The sequence below is a fragment of the Nocardia sp. NBC_00403 genome (assembly GCF_036046055.1).
Classification (GTDB): domain Bacteria; phylum Actinomycetota; class Actinomycetes; order Mycobacteriales; family Mycobacteriaceae; genus Nocardia.
This window is the reverse complement of the sequence record NZ_CP107939.1, coordinates 1,435,899-1,452,554: the sequence shown is the minus strand read 5'-3', so window position 1 is coordinate 1,452,554 and position 16,656 is coordinate 1,435,899. Positions and strand designations below refer to the sequence as shown.

The following is a 16,656-nucleotide window of genomic DNA, read 5'->3' as shown; positions in this document are numbered from 1 at the left end:
CTACCGCACGGTAGGCAGAAAGCGTCAGTGGAGGCGGGGGGCGGCAGGGCACCCCGCGAGCGTTGTCTACAGGCCGAGAACCAGCACGCCCCCAGTCATCGCTAGGAGAATCCCTCGTGTCCGTTTATCTGTATAGATGGGGAAAGTTCGCTTTCCGCCGGAAATGGATAGTGCTTCCGGTCTGGCTCATCCTCTTCGTCCTCCTCGGCGGCCTCGGGGCGCAGCTGAAGGAGCCGATGAGCAACGACTTCAGCATGCCGGAGCTACCGTCCGCGCGCGCAAATGACATCCTCGACAAGCACTTTCCCGGCGCCTCCGATGCCTTCAAGTTCGACGCCGTCACCGGAACGTATGTGATCGGCGCGCCCGCCGGGCAGAAGCTGACCGACCCGGCCAACCGTGCGGCAGTGGACGCGTTCATCGCCAAGCTCAGCGGCCTGGATATCGTCGACCACAGCAAGCCGGCCGCGAACCCGATCGAAGCGGCCGAGAAGATGGGCTGCCTGGCCAACCCTGATCCGTCGCAGTGCAGCGGCGCTCCGCTGAATGTGCTGAGCAAGACCGCGCCCGATTCGGTCGCGTTCATGAGCGTGCCGTTCTCGATCAAGAAGTTCACCGACGTCACCGACGAGCAGCGCACCGCGGCCTACAACGTGGCCGATGACGCGCGCAACGCCGGACTCACCGTCGAGATGAGCGGCTCGATCGCGACGAAGCAAGAGGGGCCGAGCGGCAAGTCCGAGCAGATCGGCATGGGCATCGCGCTCATTGTCATGATCGTCGCGTTCGGTGCCATCGTCGCCGCCTTCGTCCCGATCATCACCGCGATCGTCGGCCTCGGCGCGGCCACCTCGCTGATTTTCCTCGGCACCTCGGTGATCGAGGTTCCGAGCTTCACCACCTTCCTCGCCTCGATGATCGGTATCGCGCTGTCGATCGACTACGCGCTTTTCATCGTCTCCAGGTACAAACATGAACTGGCGGTACAGGATTCGCCGGAAGAGGCCGCAGGCACCGCGCTCGGCACCGCAGGCTCTGCGGTGGTGTTCGCGGGTCTCACCGTGATCATCGCGCTCGGCGGTTTGAGCATCGTCGGCGTCGAGTTCCTCACCTTCATGGGTCTGGGTGGCGCGATCGCCGCCGCGTTCGCGGTGCTGACCGCCATCACGCTGATGCCGGCACTGCTCGGCGCGTTCGGCCGGTTCCTGTTCAAGCCCAAGCTGCCGTTCGTCGCCAAGCACGATCCGGAAGACGACACCTCGATCAGCAACGGCCAGCGCTTCGGCAGGCTCATCGGCAAGGCACCCGCCGTCACGCTGCTCCTGAGCGTCGTCGTCCTTGGCCTGCTCGCCGCGCCCGCGGCCGGCCTGAACCTCGGTCTGCCCGGCGATGACAGCATGCCGAAAACCTCGACTGTCCGAAAGGCGTACGAGCTGCGCACCGAGGGCTTCGGGGAAGGCAGCAACGGCGTGCTGAACGTCGCCGCCGACCTCACCAACGTGCCCGCCGACCGCCGCGTGGATGCGGTCAACGCACTGCGCGACAAGCTCGCGTCCTACTCCGGCATGGACTACGTGACCGAGCCGCAGTGGAGCGGCGAGGACAAGGCCGGTGCACTGCTCAACGGCGTGCCGAAGTCGGGCCCGAACAACCAGGCCACCAAGGATCTGGTCAGCGACGCTCGCGACGCCGAGGGATCGCTGAAATCCGAGTACGGCATGGAATACGGAATCACCGGCACCACCGCGATCTTCGCCGATGTCGACCATGTGCTGCTCGGCAAGATCGTGCCGTATCTCGCGATCGTCGCGGGCGCTGCGTTCCTGCTGCTGATCCTGGTTTTCCGCTCGATCCTGGTGCCGCTGACGGCCGCGCTCGGGTTCCTGCTCTCCATGGCGGCGACCTTCGGTGCGACGGTGCTGATCTTCCAGGAGGGCAAGTTCGGGCTGATCGACGACCCGCACCCGATCATCAGCTTCCTGCCCATCATGTTGATCGGTCTTGTGTTCGGCCTCGCCATGGACTACCAGGTGTTCTTGGTGACCCGGATGCGCGAGGAGTTCGTGCACGGCAAGTCCCCCAAGGACGCGATGGTCAGCGGCTACCACCACGGTGCCCGCGTGGTCACCGCGGCCGCGGTCATCATGATCTCGGTGTTCGGCTCGTTCCTGTTGGAATCCGATGCCACGGCGAAGTCGTTCGGCTTCGCGCTCGCGGTGGGTGTGCTGCTCGACGCGTTCATCGTCCGAATGATTCTGATCCCGTCGCTGCTGGTGCTGATGGGCAAGTGGTCCTGGTGGATGCCGAAGTGGCTCGACCGGATCCTGCCCGACATCGACGTCGAGGGCTCGAAGCTGCGTGAACTGCAGCAGCAGTCCGTCGGGGTGGACAAGGAGCCGGTCCTGGTCGGCTGAGCCGACCGCCCCTGAAACAACCACTCGGCCCCGCACCCAGGAACCTGGGTGCGGGGCCGAGTGCTTTCCGTCCAGGTTTGATCTTGTGCGGGCTGAGCGCGGTACCGGCCGCTTCGGCTAGGTACGACGAGACTCCCGCGACCCCATCCGATCGGTTGGGGACGCGCTCATGTCGGCGGCACCTACTGGCTGGGTTGGGGCAACAGGCAGTCGGTGACCGTGGGGTTCAAACCCGCGTAGTTGAGTGGGCCTGCGAGGGCGGTAACAGCAATGGTGCCCCAACCTGCGCAACTGAGCGGGCCGCTATCGAAATAGTGGCGCTGACCTGCGGCGATAAGGCCGATGGCCAACCAGACCAGAAGCAGTGTGCTCAGCAGCCCAGTACCTCTGCGGTGTACCGGTCGTGGGTCGATCGTTCGCTCGCGCATTGTCATCGCCTTCTTTCTGCACTCGCGTCTACCGTGGGTACCCCCGTTTACGCCGATCACTCCCCACGCGAGGCAACACAATCTGCGATACAGTCCGTCACATGCTCCACGCTTTTAATCAACCGACCAGTCTTTTGCCTGCCACTTAGAGCACCTATCTTTCGCTCGTGAAGGCAATGCCGCCGATGGCGAACCCGCTCCGCACCGCTCGGCCACCGGCCTGTACTACGTCGACGTCCGTCGCCTGACGGACCCTCCCACTCGAATCCCGGACATCCCCAGCCCATTCGTGCTGATACCGAATGCGAAACGCCTGGATGATCCCGCGCGCTACCAGCGCGCGCCCATCTCCACGGATATGTCCAATCCCCCTCCCGCACAACCGAATACGAGATCCGACCGCGCACCACCGGCACGCACCGGTGGCGTCGGCGCGTGTCCGCAGAATGGAGTCACCCGTTGGTTATCGGCCCGGTCAAAGAAATCCCACCCGCGGTTGCATTGCCGCAATCACACACTGGCAGAACAGCTTCCATGTTCGGCAGTGCACCCGTCCTCATCCTCGCCGCCATGCTCAGCATCCAATTCGGCGCGATCATCGCCAAGCAGCTGTTCGAAATCCTCGGCACCGGCCCGACCGCAGCCCTACGGCTGCTGATGGCAGGCATCATCGCGATGGCGCTGTGGCGGCCGTCGCTGCGCATCGAACGGCACGCACTGCCCGGCATCATCGGGCTCGGAGTGTCTGTGGCCGTGATGAATTCGTTCTTCTACGCGGCGATCGATCGCATTCCGCTCGGCATCGCGGTCACTATCGATTTCCTGGGTCCACTCGGCGTCGCGGTCGCATCCTCCCGCCGCGGCCGCGACCTACTGTGGGCGCTGCTTGCCGGCGGCGGCGTGCTGCTTCTGATGAAAACCGGTGGGCCCATGTCCTGGACCGGCGTGCTGTTCGCGCTGCTCGCGGCTGCGGGCTGGGGCAGCTACATCGTGTTCAGCAAGGTGGTCGGCGAACACACCTCGGGTCATGACGGACTGGCCTGGGCATTGGGCTTCGGCGCGATTCTGGCGCTGCCCCTGGTCGCGGTCGATGCAAGCTCGGCACTGTTCGACCCGATAGTGCTGCTCGGCGTTGTCGGTATCGCCGTGCTGTCTTCTTTGGTCCCGCACGCCATCGAGCTGCAGGCGCTGCGCCGAATCACGGCCTCGACGTTCGGGGTGCTGATGAGTTTGGAGCCTGCGGTCGCGGCCGGGGTGGGGCTGCTGTTGCTCGGTGAGGGGCTGCACCTCACGCAATGGATCGGAGTCGGCCTGGTGATTGCCGCGGCAGCAGGGGCTGCCCGCCTCACCGGTGAGTCGAAAACCCAACCGTCGCAGTCGCAGTCGCAGTCGCAGTCGCAGTCGCAGTCGCAGTCGCAGTCGCAGTCGCAGTCGCAGTCGCATCGAGAGATCGTCGCGGCGTAGGACGGCACCGTCTATCGCACCCTGTTCCGGCGAGCAAGCGCTCCCTGCTCGCCGGAACAGGGCGAGTCCGGTGCCCTCGGGACAATGCGGCTATGAACTCGGTTGCGGGACATTGCAGTCCGCAACCTTAGGGTTCACACCCATGTAGTTGAGCGGGCCGACGAGCACGGTCAATGCGATCGAACCGAACCCGGCGCAGTTGATCGGACCGCTGTCGAAATAGTTACGCTGACCCGCCGCGATCACACCGATGACCAGCCAGATCAGGACAAGAGCAGTGCCCCGTTTCATGTTTCACCTGCGCATCGTCGCGGCACGGGCCGTGCCACGACGCATCCTGCCTGGCATCGGTCCCGCGCTTCCTCTCGAGCGGATACCCGCACGTGTGCCAATTATCCGCGTAAGAGCGCAACCCGCCCACTGGTTCGCCGATGTTTGCGCGCCGCGCCCTCGGGCCGCACTGTTGCGGTGGACCACCGCGAACGGAGGACCAACCGGCCGACACTGCCCTAACTGCTACGGACTAGGTTGCGGCACATTGCAATCCGAGATCTTCGGATTCACACCCATATAGTTGAGTGGACCGGCGATCACGGTGACGGCGATGGTGCCGAACCCGGCGCAGTTCACCGGGCCGCTGTCGAAATAGTGGCGCTGACCCGCGGCGATCACACCGATCACCAACCAGATCAGGACCAGCAGACTGCCAATTCTCATATAACTCTCACTCATATATCTGCCGCGCATGGTTCCCACGCGGACTCTTCGGCGGCGCACTGTCATCGCGTCCTTCCTGCACTCATCTACTGCGCGTATACCCGCGAATTCGAAGATCACCCAGGGGCCTCCGCCGGATTTCGAGTCATCCTCCGGCCGACAGCCACGTGGCCCACCGAGTCCCCGTAGCCCCGCGCGCGCGGTGGCGCGGACCGCACGACCGGAGAAACGCCGCACAACGTGCGCATCGATGCCGATGTCACACTCCGGCGCTACGTTTCGTCTGTTCCTCAGAAGACTGATAAAGGAGCAGACGATGAAGATCGCAGTAGCCGGAGCAAGCGGGCGGATCGGCCGCGAGGTGGTCGATGTGCTGGAGACTCAGGGCCATGAGGTAGTCGAAATAGCCCGCTCCACCGGCGTCGACGTCTACACCGGGGAAGGTCTCGCCGAGGCGCTGACCGGTGTGCAGGTCGTCGTCGACGCGGTGAACGCACCGACCGCGGAAACCGACGCGGTGACAGACTTCTTCGGCACCACTGCCCGAAACCTGCAACAAGCAGCGGCCGAGGCCGGCGTCACCCGAATCGTCCTGGTCTCGATCATCGGCATCGACCCGTTCACCGCCGGTCACTACGCCGGAAAACTCGTGCAGGAACGCACCCTCAACGAAGGCCCGGTGCCTGTACAGATCCTGCGTGCCGCGCAGTTCCATGAGTTCACCGAGATGATGCTGGACTGGACCACCCGCGACGATGTGGCCTACGTCCCCGCAACCCGCACCCAACTCGTCGCCGCCCGCACCGTCGCCGAAAAACTGGCCGAACTCGCCACCGATGAAACGGCTCCCACCACGACCATCGAAATAGCCGGCCCGGAAGAGCTCAACCTCGCCGCCGCCACATCCCGGCTCGCCGCCCGCCGTGGCGCCCCCTCCCGAGTCGAAGAAATCACCGACCTCGAAGACCCCAACCACGAACTCCAAGCAAACGGCGCCCTACTCCCCGGGCCCGACGCAGTCCTCGCTGGTCCAACCTTCACCGAATGGCTGGACGAGCACTACCCCGCCCGATAACCCGCGCCGCGGCCGGCGGCCTGTCGACGTGATGTGTGGACATGCCCGCACCTGCATCAGATCAGCGAGCGATCTCGTCCATCAACATCAGCAAATGCGGTCCCGTTGCGCCCACCAGACGGGCCGCCCGCTGCCCTGCGCCCGTCTACACCGCGACGACGTTCAGCAGCGGTCCGAGCCCCTTGAAGTCGTCTGGGTTGCGGGTGTACAGCGGCAAGCTGTACTGGACTGCTGTAGCTGCTATCTGGAGGTCGGCCACTCGTCCTCGGGGTTTACGCCCGATCTGCTCGAGGAGAAAGGCCAACGACCCGTACACGTTGGCCGTCTCGGCGTCGAACGCGAGTGGGTTGAACGATTTCGCGACCCACTGAAACTGGAGTTGGCGTTGGGCTTGTTTCATCGGATCTTTGGTGGAGTGCAGTCCCGCGGCGAGTTCGGCAAGACTTATCGCACTGATGGCGGCTTCCGCTTCATCGGGCAGCGCTGATTGCACCTCGGGGAAATCGATAAGGACCGATGTGTCGAGCAGCACGTGCCGGGGGATGGTGGGTTCATTCACGGCCAGGGATCTCCTGGTCGATCATCGCATCCATGCCGGCACGCCACTCGTTGTAGTCGATACGCGGCACGTGGGCGCTGGTGCGGGCGAGTTCGGCGATGGGCACGAAGGTTCGCCGTGTGAGGGGCTTGAGTTCGGCGACAGGTTTGCCATTGCGGGTGATGGTGAAGCTCTCGCCGGCTTCGACAGCAGCGAGGACCTTGCCGCTGTCGTTGCGGAGGTCGCGTTGCTGGATCGTTTTCATACCCCCAGGCTACCCAAACTGCTACATGGTGTACAGAATGCTACAGAATGCTCGCGAGTAGGTCGCGGTTGGCGAACGCCGGACTCGGACACCCCTGGCAGATCGCCCTCGCCAATCGGCACCCCACCCTGGGGCCGAACTCTGCGTCTTGGCGCCGCTCCGCTGTTTGCGAGTGCGCTGACCTTCGTAGGAGCCGGGTACGGCGTCGCTGACGCAGAGCCGGTCGCGGACATGTTCGGGTCCTACGCCACCGATGACGGATGGGTGGACCGTGTCTTCAAGACCGACGAAAAGCTTGACAGATGGCCGAATCTCGCGGCTGCCCGCGCGCGGTGGCCTCGCCGAGTACCTCGCATCTGGTCGAGGGACGTGTCGACCGGTCAACGCGGCCAAGACTAAATCCCCTACTACAGAGAAGAAAATAGCCCTTCACCTGCGTGAACAGGTGAAGGGCTTTGGCGGTGGCGGAGGGATTTGAACCCTCGGAGGGGGGTTACCCCTCACACGCTTTCGAGGCGTGCTCCTTAGGCCGCTCGGACACGCCACCGCCGACAACCATACCGGACCACCGCCGGATCGATAAATCGCCTGGAGAGGTGGGAAAGCGGAGCTTTGGCGGCCCGCTACATCGAGTCAACGTTGGGCACGGAAGAAGTCGTCGAGGAGCGCCACGCACTCCTGCTCGAGCACGCCGCCGCGCACCTCGGGGCGGTGGTTGAGGCGGCGGTCGCGGACTACATCCCAGAGTGAGCCGACGGCGCCGGTTTTGGGTTCCCATGCGCCGAATACGACGCGGGCGACGCGGGCGAGCACCAGCGCGCCCGCGCACATGGTGCACGGTTCCAGGGTGACCGCGAGGGTCATGCCTTCCAGGCGCCACCCATCACCGTGCACCTCGGCGGCGCGGCGCAGGGCGAGGATTTCCGCGTGTGCGGTCGGGTCGCCGAGGGCTTCGCGCGCATTGGCCGCGCGGGCGAGCTCGCGGCCTGCCGAATCGAACACGACGGCGCCCACCGGCACGTCGCGGACACCCGCGTCGCCGGCGGCGGCGATCGCGGCGCGCACCATCTCGAAGTCGGAGAGACCGTCTCTCAGCAAGCCCACGTCGGCCGACACACTGTTAGCGCGGCAGCTTGTCCAGCACGGCCGACAGCTCGTTGGCGAAGCCGAGCCGCTGGGCGATCATGCCGAGCTGTTCATCCGGGTACAGGTCGGTCTCGGCGAGGATCACGCTGAGCACAGGTTCGGGCAGGCCGAGATCGGCGAGGACGCCGAGGTCGCCTTCCTCCCATGGCTCGATGTCGTCGAGTTCGTCGGGGTCGATATCCGGGATTTCGACATTGAGAGCCTCGAGCACATCGGCGGCGATGTCGTAGTCGATCGCGGCGGTCGCGTCCGAGACCAGCATGCGGGTGCCGCTGGGTGCGGGCCGGAGCACGATGAAGAACTCGTCATCGATGTCGAGTAGTCCGAACACCGCGCCTGAACTGCGCAATGCCTTGAGCTCGTTCTCCGCCGCGGACAGATCGGTGAGTGCAGCCGAACTCAGCGGACTACACCGCCATTGTCCTTCTTCGCGGACAACGGCCACTGCGAACCCTTCCACGTCGTCGTAATCATCCGACGCCGCCCTGTTCGTGCCCGAGCGCTGTGCTGCCATGGCCGCAACGGTAGTCGGCTCGAGCCGAAATGTTGAAGTCGTATGCGAATCTGTTCCGGTGACTCGTGACCAGAAAGCACCCGTGTGCGTCCTCGGGACGGGCTTGATCGGTGGTTCCCTGCTCCGCGCCGCCGCCGGCGCGGGCTTCGACGCCTGGGGATACAACCGATCGGAGCCGGGTGCGCAGGCCGCACGCGCCGACGGATTCGATGTCACCGGCGATCTGCTCGGTGTGTTGACCAGGGCCGCGGACACCGACGCGACGATCGTCGTCGCGGTGCCGATGCCCGCGGTCGACCACATCCTCACAGAGGTTTCCGCCTTCGCGCCCAGGTGCACGCTCACCGATGTGGTGAGCGTGAAGGCTCCGGTGGCGGCGGCCGTACACAAACACGGACTGTCCGCGCGCTATGTGGGCGGCCATCCGATGGCGGGCACCTCCGAATCCGGCTGGGCCGCCACTGATCCGGGTCTGTTCCGAGGCGCGGCGTGGGCGGTCGGCGTCGACGAGGGCACGCACCCGGAACCGTGGACGCGCGTGGTGCGGCTGGCGCTGGCCTGCGGTTCGGTGGTCGTGCCGGTTGTCGCGGACGAGCACGACAGCGCCGTCGCCCGGATTTCGCACCTGCCACATGTGCTGGCCGAGGCGCTCGCGATCGCGGGTGACGGCGGCGGGGAGCTGGCGCTCGGGCTCGCGGCGGGCTCGTTCCGCGATGGCACCAGAGTGGCGGGAACCGCGCCGGGCCTGGTGCGCGCGATCTGTGAACCGAATTCCGCGGCGCTGCTCGCCACGTTGGACGTCACGCTCGCGGTGCTCGCCGCCGCCCGCGACAGCCTGCGCGAGACAGGATCGCTTGCGGATCTCGTCGACGCCGGGTTCGCGGCACGGCAGCGCTACGAAACGGCGCAACGCTGGGAGATCACCGGTGTCCACCCTGGCAAGCAGGACTGGCTGGGGCAGTTGCGCGAAGCTGGTCGGCGCGGTGGCGTTATCACCAGTCTGGACTGATGATCGGTCACCCGGCCGATCGCGATGCTGGTTGATGCACAGGATGTTGCGTGCAGAATCCAGCACGGCGTCATCGGTTCAGCTGGATTGATGGGCCGAATGTTCGGCCGATGCGATGTTGATCGAGGCTCGACCTACGCAGGCAGCTTCGGCTCGATGCGCAGCATTAGCGCCGAGGGGAAAGGCGTCCGCGCCGACAGTCGTCCACGAGTGGACCGGGCCTGGTGGGGGCGATCAACCGTGCTGCTGGTCATGGGTCACCGACAGGCGGGCTGCCGTCAAATTCGCTCGGCCAGGCCGGGGTAGTCCAGCAGGAAGCCGTCGGCGTCGACGGTGACAGTGGCGCTGGAAACCGGCGACAGGACGCTGATCCCGTCCGTGCCGCTGCTGTAGGTGAGGCTGGCTTCCTGGACGAGCAGGTCGGGGAGGCGGACGTAGACGACCGGCACCTGGACATCGCCGACTGCGTGCTGCAGGCCGAAGCGGCGGATCGGCAGGGTGTTGAAGAACGGACTCAGCACCACATCCACATCGAGCGCACCCGCGAAGGTGGAGCGCACGTGGCTGCCACCCGCATCCACCAGCCAGTAGTTCTCTTCATCGCGTGCGATGGACGCGTGCCGCTCCCCCGCCGCAGTGGTGCTGCGCAGCGACAGCCGCTTGGTGACGCCGTTCTCGTCGGTGACCAGATCGTAGGAGGCGCTGAAGGGGGGATGGTCCGCGCAGGCGCCAGCGATCATCCGGCCCGCGGCGCGGATGCGGTTGCCGTTGAGCGTCACACGCACCGACTCCATCCGCACTGCGTTGTGCGCACGCCAGGTGAGAATCGCCGGCCACCGCGATGCCGGTTGGCTGTCAGGGCCAGAGGCTGGGTTCGTCACGTATCTACCGTAAGGGACGCAGCCGTCTGCCCCGCGTCACACCAGCGACTCGCGCCAGGCCGCATGCAGACCGGCGAACCGTCCGGTGCCCCCGATCAGGGCTTCGGGGGTGCCGTCCTCGACGATCCTGCCGGATTCCAGCACCAGCACCCGGTCGGCGATGGCGACAGTGGAGAGCCGGTGCGCGATGATCACCGCGGTGCGGTCGCGCAGCACCGTTTCCAGTGCCTGCTGGACCAGCCGCTCGCTCGGGATGTCCAGGCTCGAAGTGGCCTCGTCCAGCACGATCACCGCGGGATCCGCTAGGAACACCCTCGCGAATGACACCAACTGCCGCTGGCCCGCCGAGAGCCTGCCGCCGCGCTTGCGCACGTCGGTGTCGAAACCCTCGGGCAACGCCTGCACGAAGTCGTACAGTCCGATCGCGCGGGCCGCCGCGTACACCTCCTCGTCGGTGGCCTCGGGTCTGCCGAGCCGGATGTTGTCGGCCACCGATCCGGAGAACAGGTACGACTCCTGGGTCACCATCACAATATTGCGCCGCAGGTCGACATCGGTCAACTTGCGCAGGTCGATGCCGTCCAGGGTCACCGTGCCACCGGACGGATCGTAGAAACGTGTCAGCAGCTTGGCCAGCGTCGACTTGCCGGCACCGGTCGCGCCGACCAGGGCCATCACCTGGCCCGCCGGGATGTCCAAGGTGAACTCCGGCAGCACAGTGCGGGTCCCGCCTCCCGGCTTCGATGCCTTGTCGAGCGTTATACCGTTGGGCTGCAACGTCTTTGTGGCCTCGCCCCCGATCGCGGACACGGCTGTGCCCACCTCGGGCAGCGGCTCGGCATCGTCGGGCAGCGCATTCACACCGCCGTCGACCTGCTGCTTCGTACCGGTCTCCGCGGGCCGGTTCGCACTGGAGTCGTATCCGAACCACACGCGATCCATCCGGACCGCGCCCTGGGCCTTACCGAGCGATGTCGGCTCGGTCGGTTCCGGCACCGACGGCTCCTCCTCCAGCACACCGGAGATCTTCTCCAGCGCCGCCGCCGCGGACTGATAGGAGTTGAAGACCTGGGCCAGTTCGTCGAGCGGACCGTAGAACTCATTGAGGTACAGCAGGTACGCGGCGAGGACACCGACCGCGAGGTCACCCTCGATCACCCGCCACGCACCGACCACGATGACGATCACGGTGGTCAGGTTGCCGAGCAGCCGGGTGAGTCCGGCGTAGTCGCCCATGCCGCGCATGGCGGCGGTGGTGGCCTGCCGATACTCCGAATCCTCCAGTGCCAGCACCGATTCGTTGCGCCGTTCGCGCCGGAAGGTCTGCACGGCGCGGATGCCGCCCATCGACTCGACGAACTGCACGACGACCTTCGCTATGGCGCCGCGCGTACGTCGATAGCCCGCGCGCTGCCTGCGCTGCGCCCAGCGGGTGACGAGCACCAGTGGGACGAAACCGACGAGCACGATCGCGGCGAGTGTCTGATCGAGATAGACCAGCAGGACCGCGATGGTGAGCACCGAAAGGATTGCGCTCAGTGCCTGATTCAGCGCGCTCTCCAGCAGTTCCTGGAGTGTCTCGATATCGCCGGTCAACCGGGCGACAACCTTGCCCGAGGTGTACTTCTCGTGGAAGGCGACGCTGAGCCGCTGCATGTGCTCGAACGAGCGGACCCGCAGGTCGAACAGCACGCTCTGACTCAGATTGCCGGAAACCCGCAGGAAGAAGAACGTGGTGAGCACGCCGAGGCCGACCGTGCCGAGGTAACCGACGACGGTGAGCGCCAACGGAGTCCAGTTGCCCCGGGCTCCTTCGGCGATCCCGGTGTCGAGACCGTGCGCGATGAACAGCGGCGCCGAAACCATCGCGGCGTTGTCCACCACGATCAGCACCATGGCGAGCACCGCGATCTTGCGGTACGGCTGGACCAGGTCGAGCAGCAGTCGCCGGGATCGACCGGCCAGCACCAGGTTTCCGGTCTGGGTGACCTCTTTGTCCTCGCTGGCGATGCCGCGCCAATCGGCGACCGAATCCCGGGTGGCCGGTTCGGCCTCGCGCGGCGTGGTCGCCTCCGCTTCCGTCGTCATGATTCACCTCCCATCAGCTCGCGATAGCGGCTGTTGGTCTTCAGTAATTGATCGTGGGAGCCTTCGGCGACGATCCGGCCGTCGGCGAGCACCGCGACCCGGTCGGCCAACGCCGCCGTGGACGGCCGATGCGCGACGAGCAGCGTGGTCGCTCCCGCCAACACGGTGCGCAGCCGTTCCTGCACGCGCTCTTCGGTTTCCACGTCGAGTGCCGACAGCGGGTCGTCGAGCACCATGATCCGGGTCCGATCACCCACGCCCTGCCGACCATGTCGAGTGGTCTGTACGTTGTCGCTGACAGGGCCGAGCACCGCACGAGCCAGCGCGAGCCGCTGACGTTGACCGCCGGAGAGGCTGAGCCCTTGCTCACCGATCCTGGTGTCGAACCCCCACGGCAGGTCATCCACGAACTCCGCGGCCTGGGCGATGTCGAGCGCGCGGTGCACATCCGCATCGGTGGCCTCGGGGTCACCGAGCGCGACGTTCTCCCGCACGCTCGCCGAGAACAGCACCGGATCCTCGAATGCCACCGAGACCAGCGACCGCAGATCCGACAACCGCATCGCGGAGATATCGATGCCGTCGATGGTGATGACACCGTCGGAGACGTCGTAGAGCCGCGGAATCAGGTTGAGCAGCGCGGTTTTTCCGCTGCCCGTCGCGCCGACGAGCGCCACCGTTTCACCGGGACGCACCTTCAGCGAGACATCGTGCAGCACCTCCCCTTTCGCGTCGGGGAAGGCGAACCGCACACCGTCCAAGGTCAGCTCGCCCGCGATGTGCGCGGGCAGCTCTACCGGGTCGGCCGGATCGGTGATGTCGACCGGAGTGTCGATGATCTCCCAGTACCGGTCCGCCGCGGTGCGCGAATCGTTGAGCTCGGCAAGCAGGAATCCGGTCCAGATGATCGGCCACTGCAGGAACGTCGACAGCGTAATGGCCGCGACCAAGGTGCCGAGCGTCATCGTGCCGTGCGCGACGGCGTAGCCGCCGTAGCCGAGCGCGAACGCGATCGCCAGCTGCGGCAGGCTCATCATCGCCGACCACAGTGTCGCGTCCAACCGGACCTTGAGCAGTTCGGTCTGCTGCAGTTCGCGCGACTGTGCGGTGAAGCGCCCGCCGAAGAACACGCCGCGGCCGAACGCTTTCAGCACCCGGACGCCCTGCGCCGACTCCTCGGCCGTTGTCGCCAGATCGCCGGACTGGTCCTGTGAGCGGCGCGACGCCACCTCGTAGCGCCGCACGAACCGCGTGCAGATGTACACCAGCGGGATCGAGATGATCCCGAAGATCAACCCGATCTGCCAGCTCAGCGCACACAACACGAGCAGGCCGACCGGAATGATGACGAAGTGCAGCACCAGGAACGGGCCCGCGAACGCGACGAACCGGCGCAGCGTGGCCAGATCATCGATCGCGCGGGAGAGCAGCTGTCCCGATTCCCAGGCGTCATGGCGTCCGATCGCCAGCGACTGCAGCTTGCGGAAGATCTTGGCGCGCATCGTGATTTCGAAATGCGTCGCGGGCTTGGAAACCAGCCATCGGCGTCCCCACACGCCGAGTGCCTCCAGCAGGCCGAGTGTCAGCACCGCCAGCACCGGCAGGACCGCACCGGAGAAATCGCGATGGGCGATCGGGCCATCGATGATGCGCGCGATCAGCAGCGGGATCACGATCGCGGTCAGGGTGGCGACTACGGCAAGCGCCGTCGCCCCGATCAGTGCGGCGCGATACGGCCGGAGGTAGGGCAGAAACCGACGCAGCGATTGCAAGCGTCCAGGCGCGGCGGCATCGAGCCGCTCCGGTCTATCGGCCTCCGGTTCGGCCGACGGCCGTTCGAGCATGACAGACAAGGCTCCCCCTCGTGGTCCGTGGATCGGCGGTGTCGCGAACGGACCCTCCCATGATGTTCGCATCGGGGTCCGACAATCCAGCGTCGCATCGACGCGCGCTCCGGCCAACCGATTTTCCGGCTGGTCAGCGACCGGCGCGTCGGTATTTGTAAAGGAAGTCGCGCTAGCGCTGGTCCACCCGGACCGCGCTCGACCGGTTCCGCGGCGCCGGCACCGAAGGCGAACTCGACGCCCAGATCCTGGGCGCCGAGGTCCGCGAATTCGACTACACCGACGAAACCCGGTTGTAGCGGCGGTTTCTCACACGGCCGTCTGCTGATCGTCCGGCGCGTCCGGGAAGGCCTGCTGCTGATATCCGCCGCGCAGGGTGCCCTCGAGATAGGCGGCCCGGCAGGCGCGGCGGGCGATCTTGCCGCTGGAGGTGCGCGGGATGGAACCCGCGGGCACCAGCAGCACGTCGCGGACGGTGACGCCGTGCCGTTGCGCGATGGCCACACGCACGATGTCCGCGACCGGCTGCGGGTCCAGCTTGCCCGCGCCGGACCCACGCTCGGCGACGATGACCAACTGCTCGGAGGTGTCCTCGGCGTCGTAGTTCAGACCGGCGCGACTGCCCTGCTCGAACACCAACGCGGGCAACTGGTTCGCAGGCACCGAGAACGCCGCGACGAATCCCGGGCGCAGCGCGGTGCTGGATTCCTGCGCCGAGAACTCCAGATCCTGCGGGTAGTGGTTGCGGCCGTCGACGATCACCAGATCCTTGACCCGGCCGGTGATGAACAGCTCGCCGTCGAAGTAGGCACCGAAATCGCCGGTGCGCATCCACTTCGCGTCCGAAGCGGTGCCCTGGGCATGACTGCCGTCGGGTAGCCGCTTGGTGAGCCTGTTCTGGAAAGTCGCGACGGATTCCTCTGGGTGACCCCAATAACCGATGCCCATATTCTCGCCGTGCAGCCAGATCTCGCCGACCTCGCCGTCGGCGCGCTCGATGCCGGACTCCGGATCGACGATCACCGCCCACTGCGACAGCGCGACGTAGCCGCACGAAACCTGGGCGATCGCATTGTCGGTGCCCGGCTCGACCTCGACCATGCGTCCGCCGTTGAGCTCGCCACGATCCACATAGACCACCTTGGCCTCGTCCTCGGCCTTGGTCGCCGAGACGAACAGCGTTGCCTCCGCCATGCCGTAGCACGGCTTGATGGTGGTTTTCGGCAGACCGTAGGGCCCGAACGCCTCGTTGAACTTCTTCATCGACGACACCGATACCGGCTCACTGCCGTTGATCAAGCCGATCACATTGGACAGATCCAGCGCCTCGCCCGGCTTCGGCTTGCCCCGGGCCGCGGCATGCTCGAACGCGAAATTCGGTGCGGCGGCGAAGGTTCCCGCACCGTCGGAGGCGGCAGCCAATTCCTTGATCCAGCGATAGGGTCGACGCACGAACGCGCTCGGCGACATGATCGTGATGAAGCCGCCGCCGATGGTCGGCAGGATCACGCACAGCAGACCCATGTCGTGGAACAGCGGCAGCCAGGTGACGCCGCGCGAGTTCTCGGTGACGCCGATGGCATCGATCATCTGCAGCAGGTTCGTGCCGACCGAGCGGTGGGTGATCGCCACACCCGCAGGCGTCCGCGTCGACCCCGAGGTGTACTGCAGATAGGCGACACTGTCGATATTGATCTTCGGCCGCACCCACGCCGCACCGACGCTGTCGGGGATCGCGTCGACGGCGATGAAGCGCGGACGCTGCCCCGCGGGCAGATGCCGGAAGAGGTTCCGCACCCCCGCCGCAGCGGATCCGACCGTCAGAATCGCCGCGGGCGCGCAGTCACCGAGCACCGCGTGTAGGCGATCGGTGTGACCCTGCTCTTCGGGGTCGAACAGCGGCACCGCGATATTGCCCGCGTAGACAGCCGCGAAGATCGCCACGACGTAGTCGAGGCCCTGCGGGGCAAGGATCGCCACCCGATCACCCGGCTTCGACACCTGCTGAAGTCGAGCAGCGACCGCCCGCAGCCGGACACCGAACTCGCGCCAGGTCAGTTCCAGGTACTCACCATCGCGTTCCCGCGAGTAGTCGATAAAGCGGTACGCGAGTCCGTCACCGTTCTCCGCGCTGTGCTTGTCGACGAAGTCGATCAAGGTCTTGTCACCCAAGATCTTGATATTGCCCTGCTCGTCCAAATAGTCGTCGAAGGTTTCGCCGATCATCGCCTTATCCTTTTCCAACGCACGCACTAAGCCATGACACTGAACAC

Annotated in this window: 15 protein-coding genes and 1 tRNA gene; 4 read left to right on the top strand and 12 right to left on the bottom strand. The window is 65.9% G+C overall.

Going from position 1 to position 16,656, the window contains the following annotated elements; genetic code table 11:
- Window positions 1-116 precede the first annotated feature (116 nt).
- Complete coding sequence (locus tag OHQ90_RS06200; RefSeq protein WP_328408150.1) at window positions 117-2,414, top strand: MMPL family transporter; 2,298 nt, start codon at window positions 117-119, stop codon at window positions 2,412-2,414.
- A gap of 182 nt (window positions 2,415-2,596) precedes the next feature.
- On the opposite strand, the gene OHQ90_RS06195 is transcribed toward OHQ90_RS06200, so the two are convergent.
- The gene (locus OHQ90_RS06195) at window positions 2,597-2,842 is read right to left on the bottom strand and encodes a hypothetical protein (RefSeq protein WP_328408148.1); all 246 of its coding nucleotides are present in this window, start codon (window positions 2,840-2,842) and stop codon (window positions 2,597-2,599) included.
- A gap of 534 nt (window positions 2,843-3,376) precedes the next feature.
- On the opposite strand from OHQ90_RS06195, the gene OHQ90_RS06190 reads away from it, so the two are divergent.
- The gene (locus tag OHQ90_RS06190) at window positions 3,377-4,306 is read left to right on the top strand and encodes an EamA family transporter (protein ID WP_328408146.1); all 930 of its coding nucleotides are present in this window, start codon (window positions 3,377-3,379) and stop codon (window positions 4,304-4,306) included.
- A gap of 90 nt (window positions 4,307-4,396) precedes the next feature.
- Here the strand turns inward: OHQ90_RS06190 and OHQ90_RS06185 are convergent, their stop codons facing one another.
- Together OHQ90_RS06185 and OHQ90_RS06180 are read right to left on the bottom strand one after the other, a co-directional pair.
- Window positions 4,397-4,597: a hypothetical protein gene (locus tag OHQ90_RS06185; protein WP_328408144.1), complete on the bottom strand. Its 201-nt coding sequence runs from the start codon at window positions 4,595-4,597 to the stop codon at window positions 4,397-4,399.
- Between the two features lie 225 nt (window positions 4,598-4,822).
- Entirely contained in the window at window positions 4,823-5,023 is a 201-nt protein-coding gene (locus OHQ90_RS06180) for a hypothetical protein (RefSeq protein ID WP_328408142.1), read from the bottom strand.
- Between the two features lie 316 nt (window positions 5,024-5,339).
- Between OHQ90_RS06180 and OHQ90_RS06175 the strand changes: the two genes are divergently transcribed.
- Entirely contained in the window at window positions 5,340-6,098 is a 759-nt protein-coding gene (locus tag OHQ90_RS06175; protein WP_328408140.1) for an SDR family oxidoreductase, read from the top strand.
- 145 nt (window positions 6,099-6,243) lie between these two features.
- Here the strand turns inward: OHQ90_RS06175 and OHQ90_RS06170 are convergent, their stop codons facing one another.
- From OHQ90_RS06170 to OHQ90_RS06150, 5 genes are all read right to left on the bottom strand, one after another.
- Entirely contained in the window at window positions 6,244-6,657 is a 414-nt protein-coding gene (locus OHQ90_RS06170; protein WP_328408138.1) for a type II toxin-antitoxin system VapC family toxin, read from the bottom strand.
- Window positions 6,650-6,901, bottom strand: a complete 252-nt coding sequence (locus tag OHQ90_RS06165; protein ID WP_328408137.1) for a type II toxin-antitoxin system Phd/YefM family antitoxin — start codon at window positions 6,899-6,901, stop codon at window positions 6,650-6,652. Before OHQ90_RS06165 ends, OHQ90_RS06170 begins: the two co-directional genes overlap by 8 nt.
- A 456-nt stretch (window positions 6,902-7,357) precedes the next feature.
- Window positions 7,358-7,448: transfer RNA gene (locus tag OHQ90_RS06160), tRNA-Ser, on the bottom strand.
- An 86-nt stretch (window positions 7,449-7,534) separates the two neighbouring features.
- Window positions 7,535-7,969 carry a nucleoside deaminase gene (locus tag OHQ90_RS06155; RefSeq protein ID WP_328412611.1) on the bottom strand — a complete coding sequence of 145 codons (435 nt, stop codon included), beginning with the start codon at window positions 7,967-7,969 and terminating at the stop codon, window positions 7,535-7,537.
- 52 nt (window positions 7,970-8,021) lie between these two features.
- A complete protein-coding gene (locus OHQ90_RS06150; protein WP_328408135.1) occupies window positions 8,022-8,561 on the bottom strand; it encodes a tRNA adenosine deaminase-associated protein in 540 nt (179 codons plus the stop codon).
- Between the two features lie 58 nt (window positions 8,562-8,619).
- Between OHQ90_RS06150 and OHQ90_RS06145 the strand changes: the two genes are divergently transcribed.
- Window positions 8,620-9,570, top strand: coding sequence for a prephenate dehydrogenase (locus OHQ90_RS06145; protein ID WP_328408133.1), 951 nt, complete (start codon window positions 8,620-8,622; stop codon window positions 9,568-9,570).
- A gap of 278 nt (window positions 9,571-9,848) precedes the next feature.
- On the opposite strand, the gene OHQ90_RS06140 is transcribed toward OHQ90_RS06145, so the two are convergent.
- From OHQ90_RS06140 to fadD32, 4 genes are all read right to left on the bottom strand, one after another.
- Complete coding sequence (locus tag OHQ90_RS06140; protein ID WP_328412609.1) at window positions 9,849-10,364, bottom strand: putative glycolipid-binding domain-containing protein; 516 nt, start codon at window positions 10,362-10,364, stop codon at window positions 9,849-9,851.
- 123 nt (window positions 10,365-10,487) lie between these two features.
- A complete protein-coding gene (locus tag OHQ90_RS06135) occupies window positions 10,488-12,539 on the bottom strand; it encodes an ABC transporter ATP-binding protein (RefSeq protein WP_328408132.1) in 2,052 nt (683 codons plus the stop codon).
- The gene (locus OHQ90_RS06130; RefSeq protein ID WP_328408130.1) at window positions 12,536-14,383 is read right to left on the bottom strand and encodes an ABC transporter ATP-binding protein; all 1,848 of its coding nucleotides are present in this window, start codon (window positions 14,381-14,383) and stop codon (window positions 12,536-12,538) included. Before OHQ90_RS06130 ends, OHQ90_RS06135 begins: the two co-directional genes overlap by 4 nt.
- Before the next feature lie 309 nt (window positions 14,384-14,692).
- Entirely contained in the window at window positions 14,693-16,609 is a 1,917-nt protein-coding gene (gene fadD32 / locus OHQ90_RS06125) for a long-chain-fatty-acid--AMP ligase FadD32 (RefSeq protein ID WP_442941331.1), read from the bottom strand.
- Between the last annotated feature and the right edge of the window lie 47 nt (window positions 16,610-16,656).

Coding starts and splice junctions, on each gene's coding strand:
- OHQ90_RS06180 (WP_328408142.1), bottom strand. CDS start 5,023: ATGAGAATTGGCAGTCTGCTGGTCCTGATCTGGTTGGTGATCGGTGTG.
- OHQ90_RS06195 (WP_328408148.1), bottom strand. CDS start 2,842: ATGCGCGAGCGAACGATCGACCCACGACCGGTACACCGCAGAGGTACT.
- OHQ90_RS06130 (WP_328408130.1), bottom strand. CDS start 14,383: ATGCTCGAACGGCCGTCGGCCGAACCGGAGGCCGATAGACCGGAGCGG.
- OHQ90_RS06175 (WP_328408140.1), top strand. CDS start 5,340: ATGAAGATCGCAGTAGCCGGAGCAAGCGGGCGGATCGGCCGCGAGGTG.
- OHQ90_RS06135 (WP_328408132.1), bottom strand. CDS start 12,539: ATGACGACGGAAGCGGAGGCGACCACGCCGCGCGAGGCCGAACCGGCC.
- OHQ90_RS06185 (WP_328408144.1), bottom strand. CDS start 4,597: ATGAAACGGGGCACTGCTCTTGTCCTGATCTGGCTGGTCATCGGTGTG.
- OHQ90_RS06150 (WP_328408135.1), bottom strand. CDS start 8,561: ATGGCAGCACAGCGCTCGGGCACGAACAGGGCGGCGTCGGATGATTAC.
- OHQ90_RS06190 (WP_328408146.1), top strand. CDS start 3,377: ATGTTCGGCAGTGCACCCGTCCTCATCCTCGCCGCCATGCTCAGCATC.
- fadD32 (WP_442941331.1), bottom strand. CDS start 16,609: ATGATCGGCGAAACCTTCGACGACTATTTGGACGAGCAGGGCAATATC.
- OHQ90_RS06165 (WP_328408137.1), bottom strand. CDS start 6,901: ATGAAAACGATCCAGCAACGCGACCTCCGCAACGACAGCGGCAAGGTC.
- OHQ90_RS06155 (WP_328412611.1), bottom strand. CDS start 7,969: ATGGTGCGCGCCGCGATCGCCGCCGCCGGCGACGCGGGTGTCCGCGAC.
- OHQ90_RS06140 (WP_328412609.1), bottom strand. CDS start 10,364: ATGGAGTCGGTGCGTGTGACGCTCAACGGCAACCGCATCCGCGCCGCG.